6 protein-coding genes and 1 pseudogene are annotated in these 6,087 nt (G+C 45.3%); 4 read left to right on the forward strand and 3 right to left on the reverse strand.

The genetic code is table 11. The annotated features are described in order from the left end of the window. From A2517_RS08675 to ung, 4 genes and pseudogenes are all read left to right on the forward strand, one after another. A pseudogene (locus A2517_RS08675) lies at positions 1-224 on the forward strand (bifunctional phosphoribosylaminoimidazolecarboxamide formyltransferase/IMP cyclohydrolase PurH); the annotation flags it as partial. Between the two features lie 148 nt (positions 225-372). Next, on the forward strand, positions 373-1,254 hold the full coding sequence (locus A2517_RS08680; protein ID WP_294896128.1) for a J domain-containing protein: 882 nt from the start codon (positions 373-375) through the stop codon (positions 1,252-1,254). A gap of 3 nt (positions 1,255-1,257) precedes the next feature. Beyond that, positions 1,258-1,644, forward strand: a complete 387-nt coding sequence (locus tag A2517_RS08685) for a helix-turn-helix transcriptional regulator (protein ID WP_294896130.1) — start codon at positions 1,258-1,260, stop codon at positions 1,642-1,644. Positions 1,645-1,712: 68 nt separating this feature from the next. Continuing rightward, a complete protein-coding gene (ung, locus tag A2517_RS08690) occupies positions 1,713-2,318 on the forward strand; it encodes a uracil-DNA glycosylase (protein WP_349681477.1) in 606 nt (201 codons plus the stop codon). Here the strand turns inward: ung and A2517_RS08695 are convergent. From A2517_RS08695 to A2517_RS08705, 3 genes are read right to left on the reverse strand one after another with little or no spacing between them, the layout of a single operon-like run. Then, on the reverse strand, positions 2,278-3,039 hold the full coding sequence (locus A2517_RS08695; protein WP_294896133.1) for a CHAD domain-containing protein: 762 nt from the start codon (positions 3,037-3,039) through the stop codon (positions 2,278-2,280). The two genes, ung and A2517_RS08695, sit on opposite strands and share 41 nt — an antisense overlap. A 23-nt stretch (positions 3,040-3,062) precedes the next feature. Then, the gene (locus A2517_RS08700) at positions 3,063-4,070 is read right to left on the reverse strand and encodes an endonuclease/exonuclease/phosphatase family protein (protein ID WP_294896135.1); all 1,008 of its coding nucleotides are present in this window, start codon (positions 4,068-4,070) and stop codon (positions 3,063-3,065) included. Continuing rightward, positions 4,070-6,022, reverse strand: a complete 1,953-nt coding sequence (locus A2517_RS08705; RefSeq protein WP_294896137.1) for a M3 family metallopeptidase — start codon at positions 6,020-6,022, stop codon at positions 4,070-4,072. The genes A2517_RS08700 and A2517_RS08705 overlap by 1 nt, the downstream gene beginning before the upstream one ends. Positions 6,023-6,087: the final 65 nt, after the last annotated feature.

Raw genomic sequence — 6,087 nt, forward strand, 5'->3', positions numbered from 1 at the left:
GTGCATTGCGCAAAGCCGAAGAGATGGGTCTGGATGTGAGCGGTTCAGCTCTTGCTTCCGAAGCGTTCTTTCCGTTCCGTGATTCGATCGATGCGGCGGCGGGTGCAGGTGTCAAAACCGTTATCCAACCGGGCGGTTCGGTTCGTGATGAGGAAGTCATCGCGGCGGCAGATGAGCACGGTATGGCTCTTTATTTCACAGGTGTTCGCCACTTTCTACACTAAGAATGATTGCGCCGCTATGGCGCAACTTTGTATCTTCTCTAAAACCCTATCCTGCGAACTCTTCTTTTTAACCTTGATTGACTTTGACTCAACTATTCTGTTATAATTTTTGATAAATAATTAACTATGATTTGAACAGGATACAACTATGTCTAAAAGTTTATACACTACTCTCGAAGTCGCTCCCGGTGCGAGTGAAGCCGAGATCAAAAAAGCGTACCGAAAACTTGCCCGTCAGTATCACCCCGATGTGAACAAAGACCCGAAAGCGGAAGAGAAATTCAAAGAGATCAATGCGGCGTATGAAGTTCTTAGCGATAAAGAGAAACGTGCCAAATACGATCAGTTCGGTGACTCGATGTTCGGCGGACAAAACTTCCATGACTTTGCCCGAGGGCAGGGGGGAAATGTCGATTTGGATGATATTCTCCGTAATATCTTCGGTCAAGGCGGCGGCGGTGGCTTCGGCGGCGGTTTCGGAGGATTTGGCGGACAAGGCGGTTTCGGCGGAGGATTTGGCGGTGGGATGAATCTTGACATCGATGCCAATGTGACGGTTCCGTTTGCCGTGGCCGTATTGGGCGGCAAACACTCCATTGGCCTCTCAGGAGAGAATTTCGATATCAAAATTCCTGCCGGAATCAAAAGCGGTGAAAAGCTCCGTGTTCGCGGAAAAGGAAAACGTGCGGGAAATCAAGTCGGTGATTTGTACCTACGGATCGATGTTGCCGCAAACCCTGAGTATGAACGCGAAGGGGATAATCTTGTTAAAACGTTTAATGTCCCTCTCTATGCGGCACTCTTTGGGGGAAAAGTAGCGATACAGACCTTGGAAAAAGAGGTAACGCTCAAAGTTCCTGAGAACACCAAAAACGGCCAGCGTTTCCGTCTCAAAGAGATGGGGGTATTGAACCGTCAGAGCAATGTGCGCGGCGATTTGTATCTCAAAGCGAATATCGTATTGCCTCCTGTCGCTAAAATCGATCCGGATTTAGTTGAACAAATGAAAAAATCATTGCCGCAGGAGTAGGGTATGCACCATTTTGACGAACCGGTTTATATGATCAGTATTGTTGCCAAGATTTTGGATATCCATCCTCAAACCCTTCGTCAATATGAACGGGAAAATTTGATCGCCCCTTCACGCTCCGATGGACGGATTCGCCTCTATTCCCAGCGTGATATCGAAAAAATAAAAATGATTTTACGACTGACGCGCGAAGTTGGGGTAAACCTCGCGGGAGTCGATGTGGTGATTCGGCTCAAAGATAAGATGGAGGCGATGGAGCAAGAGTTGATAGAATTACGTGCAGAGATGGCACGAATGCGAAGCTCTAGCGGTGTACCTCCCGAAAAATCTCTCGTAACCAAGCGCAGTATTTATGAGATGGTTATTTTTGATGATGATATTCTTAAATAATGGCAACTAATCCGAGTATTCATGAGAGTTGGAGAGAGTCGTTAAAAGCTGAATTTTCTCATCCGTATATGGAAGAACTCAAAGCCTTTTTGGTCGAAGAGAAAAAACACCACATGATTTTCCCTCAGGGGAGCAATATCTTCAATGCGTTTAATTCTACCCCTTTTGAGAGTGTTAAAGTCGTCATTTTGGGGCAAGACCCTTATCATGGGGTAGGTCAGGCTCATGGGTTGTCATTTTCCGTACAACATGGTGTACCGCTTCCCCCCTCCCTTCAAAATATTTTCAAAGAACTGGTTTCTGATATCGGATGTGAGTATCCCAAAAGCGGTGATTTAAGCCATTGGGCTGCGGAGGGGGTATTGCTTCTGAATACCCTCCTTACCGTCCGTTCCGGTGAGCCGTTTTCCCACAAAGATCGGGGATGGGAACGTTTTACTGATCAGGTAATCCGTACATTGAGTGATCAAAGAGAGCATATTGTTTTTATCCTCTGGGGTGCTCCGGCGGGGAAAAAAGCGGCTTTGATTGATGGAGAGAAACATCTGATACTCAAAGCACCGCACCCCTCACCCCTCTCCTCGTATCGGGGTTTTTTCGGCTCAAAACCGTTTAGCCAGTCGAATGATTATCTCATATCGATGCAGATAGCTCCGATCTCGTGGTGTCTTTAAGCAGTAGAAGCTCTTTTTTCCGTTTTCGGACAAGCTCTTTTACTTCGTCAGCATGGTATTTTTGATAGATTTTTTTGAGTAAATCAATTTGATTGATGGTATCTTGTATGGCTCCCAACGTATTTTGAAATTGTTTACAATGCTGGATAACTTCTTGGCTTTGATAGATATCTGCTATCTCTAAAAATTCAAAACCGTATCGTGCATTTTTGAACTCGATTCGCAAGCGGTGGAGTGTTTTCGGTTTGGCATTCTCTTTTAGGGCGTTATGGGTGTTTAGACAATGTTGATAGTGGGCTAAAACTCGCTCGATCAGGATGTCTGAAATAAAATTCGGGTTGCGCTGAGCAATCAGATTATAGTATTGATCCAACAGCATAGAGACGTGTTTTATAAACTTCTGTGTTATGAGGGTGTTAGCGGTATCTTTACGTATGTTTGAGAGCTGTTTGAGAAGTTTCGGGTATTCTGAAGCATCGAGTGAATTCAAAAGTACATCGAGCTCTCGAAGGGGATTGGTTTCTTTTATCACTGCTTTTAAGGGTGCGGGAAAAGGGAGCCTATCTTCTAAAAAGAGTTTGACCAAGGAACGCGTTTGGCGTAAGGCGATACGAAACTCGTGAAGATGTTCCTCTTTTTTACTCTTCGCAAATGTGTGAAGCAAATACCGCGCATGATAAAGTTGATAGAGTAGATATCGTGTTAAGGAGCTAGCTTCCATTCGGCTATTATAACGAGTTTGAATTACAACCGAAAAAGGGCATAAATCGGCAGGTGGTCGGAATACCCCTCTCCTAAATGGTGTTTGGGATATTTGCGGCTTTGCTGCCAGCGGTATACTTTCCCTTTGTAAAAAAGGTAATCGGGATCATAGCGGTTGAAACTCCCCCGTACATACTCTATCCCCTTACCATCGGCCAGTGAAGGTGAGATGATCATATTGTCCAGCCCTTCGCCGCGCCCTCGGTATTGGTGGCTCCACCGCTTCGCTTCATCCAATTCATACCAAAGATTGTACAGATATCCGTTATTATTTTTAAGGGCTGTGTAGGTAACAGGATTCCCCTCATCGTCGATGGTGCGGAGGATATGATTGATTCCCGTAATCCCTTCGGTATCGTTATGATGGCGGCTTTTGAGAAAAGTTTTATACTCTTCATAGTGGGAGTTGAAATCCCCCAAGAGTACAAACGGCTCATCCTCTGAGAGTTCACCCAGACGGTAGGCGAGCTGTTTGGCACTGAGAACACGTTTGCTTTCACCGCCGCTTTTGGATTTCCAATGGTTGACGAATACCCTTAAACTCTTGCCATTGATATCGATTTTGGCCTCTAAAATATCACGATATCTTCCATTATGGCTTACGGTGTGTTTTAGGGCGCTTTGGATCGGATAACGGCTCAGAAGAGCGACATTCACACTTGATTTTTTATTTCGGGCAAAAACGTGATAGCGGTAATAAAATCCTTGGCGTTTAAGCTGACTTTTGAGATCTTTAAGGGCGATTTCCGACTCGATCTCCTGTAATCCAATGATGTCGGCACCGATTCCTTGTATCACTGTCGCCGTATTACGTAATTTTATCTGATAGATTTCATTGGTCCATCCTGAGTCGCCGTTAGGAATATACTCTTCGTATTCGTTACCGTCCGTGTTCATATCGAACAGATTCTCGACATTATAGCTTGCTATTTTCACTTCGACTCCTCCCAATAATGAGATCATTACGACCAAAAGCCAAACAAGACGCATTATTCAATCCCGCTAAGGCGAAGGAGATTTTTAGAGTCGCACTCCCGCCCCATCATCTCTACAAACAGCTCTTGCATACTTTGAGATCCCCCTTTGGCCAAAATGATTTCTTTATACGCCTTAGCGAGATCGCTTCCGAAAACCCCTTCGTCCACGATGGCGTAATAGGCATCGGCACTGAGCACTTCCGCCCATTTGTAGCTGTAATACCCCGCACTGTATCCGCCGCTAAAGATATGGCTGAACCCGTTTTGGAATTTATTATACGAAGGCGGTTTGATAAGGGCTGTTTGTTCGCGAATGGAATCGAGCAGGTTTTGAATCTCCTCTCCCTGATAGAGTTTTGAATGGAGCTCGAAATCAAAGAGGGAAAATTCGATTTGTCGGAGCATAAACATCCCGCTTTGAAAATTTTTCGCTCGGATCAGTTTGGCGATCATCTCGTCGCTGAGAATATCACCGCTTTGGTAATGTTTGGCAAAAAGTTTCAGCACTTTCGGCTCATAGGCGAAGTTTTCCAAAAACTGAGAAGGAAATTCGACCGCATCCCATTCGACTCCGTTGACTCCGCTGACACCATGCTCTTTGACTTTACTTAAGAGGTGGTGGAGGGTATGACCCATTTCGTGGAAGAGGGTGACGACATCATCATGACGAAGAAGAGACGGAGAGGTTTCTGAAGAAGGGGGAAAGTTGCAGACGACAAAAGCACTGGAGAGATGGGTGCACCCCTGCGTATCTTCGCAATGGGTTTGGAAATTGTGCATCCACGCACCGCCACGTTTATCTTTGCGGGCTTCGAGGTCGAAATAGACCCGTGAGGTGAGTGTATCACCTTCATAAATATCGTAAACGCTTGCTTTCTCGTCCCACAATTCAATCTCTTGGCGGATGAAGCGGATGCCGAAAAGTTCATTCAAAAAAGCGAACATCCCCCTCATCACGCTATGTTGTTCGAAGTAGGGACGATACTCTTCTTCGTCAATATCGTATTGGGCTTTTTTGAGAATTTCTCCATAATACGCGGTATCGTAGCTTTGGAGATCGATTTCCGGTGCGATGGCGCGAAGCTCTTCGAGTTCCCGCATCCCTTGTTTTCGGGAAGCGCCGATCAGTTCGTGTAAAAATGTTAAAACACTATGGGTACTCGGTGCCATTTTGGAAGCGAGGGAATATTCGGAATAATTTTCGAATCCGAGTAGCTTTGCACTCTCCTGTCGAAGAGCCATCAACTCATCGATAATGGCTCCGTTTTGAGGTGCGCGGGTTGTGTAGGCATGATACAGCTCTTCGCGAATAGCGCGGTTGGGGCCGTAGGTCATATAGGCGATGTAAGAGGGCATCTGGAGGGTAAAACGGTATTTAGTGACACCCTCTTCTTCAAATTTTGCATCTTCCAAATCACTCTGCGGTATCCCCGCCACATCCGCTGCATCGGTGATAATTTTCTCGTACGCATTGGTGGCATTGAGGACATTTTGGGAAAAGTCGTTGGTGAGGGTACTTTTGCGCAAATTAATTTCGGCTAAACGCTCTTTGGAAGCTTCATTCAGATGGGCACCCGCAAGCTCGAAATGGAGGATATTGAGATCAAGGATACGGCGCTGTTCCGTATTCAAACTATCGTATTCTTGAGCTTTTATCGCTTTAAACGCTTCGTAAATATCAAGATTTTGTCCGACAAAGGTGGAGTAATCGGTGAGAATCGGGAGGGCTTCCGCGTACACTTTTTGACTTTCATCGGAGTTTTTTACGGCATTGATGTGCGAAAGAGGGGTAAAGAGGAGTTCTAAATCCTCTTCCATCAGATCAAACGGACGGACAAAATTGGCGTACGTTTTGTTCGTGATTGCGAGCAAGCCGGCAATCGTTTTGTGATTGATCTCGATCAGGGTAGTGAGATCAGTGATAAAGGTCTCTAAATTGAGTTTAAAATCGGCAAACGGGTTCATTATTTTCTCCTAATATGGATGATATTGTAGTCAAGTGTTTCAAAAACTATTCTAATGGAGAAGAT

The organism is Sulfuricurvum sp. RIFOXYD12_FULL_44_77 (assembly GCF_001830725.1).
Lineage (GTDB): Bacteria > Campylobacterota > Campylobacteria > Campylobacterales > Sulfurimonadaceae > Sulfuricurvum > Sulfuricurvum kujiense_A.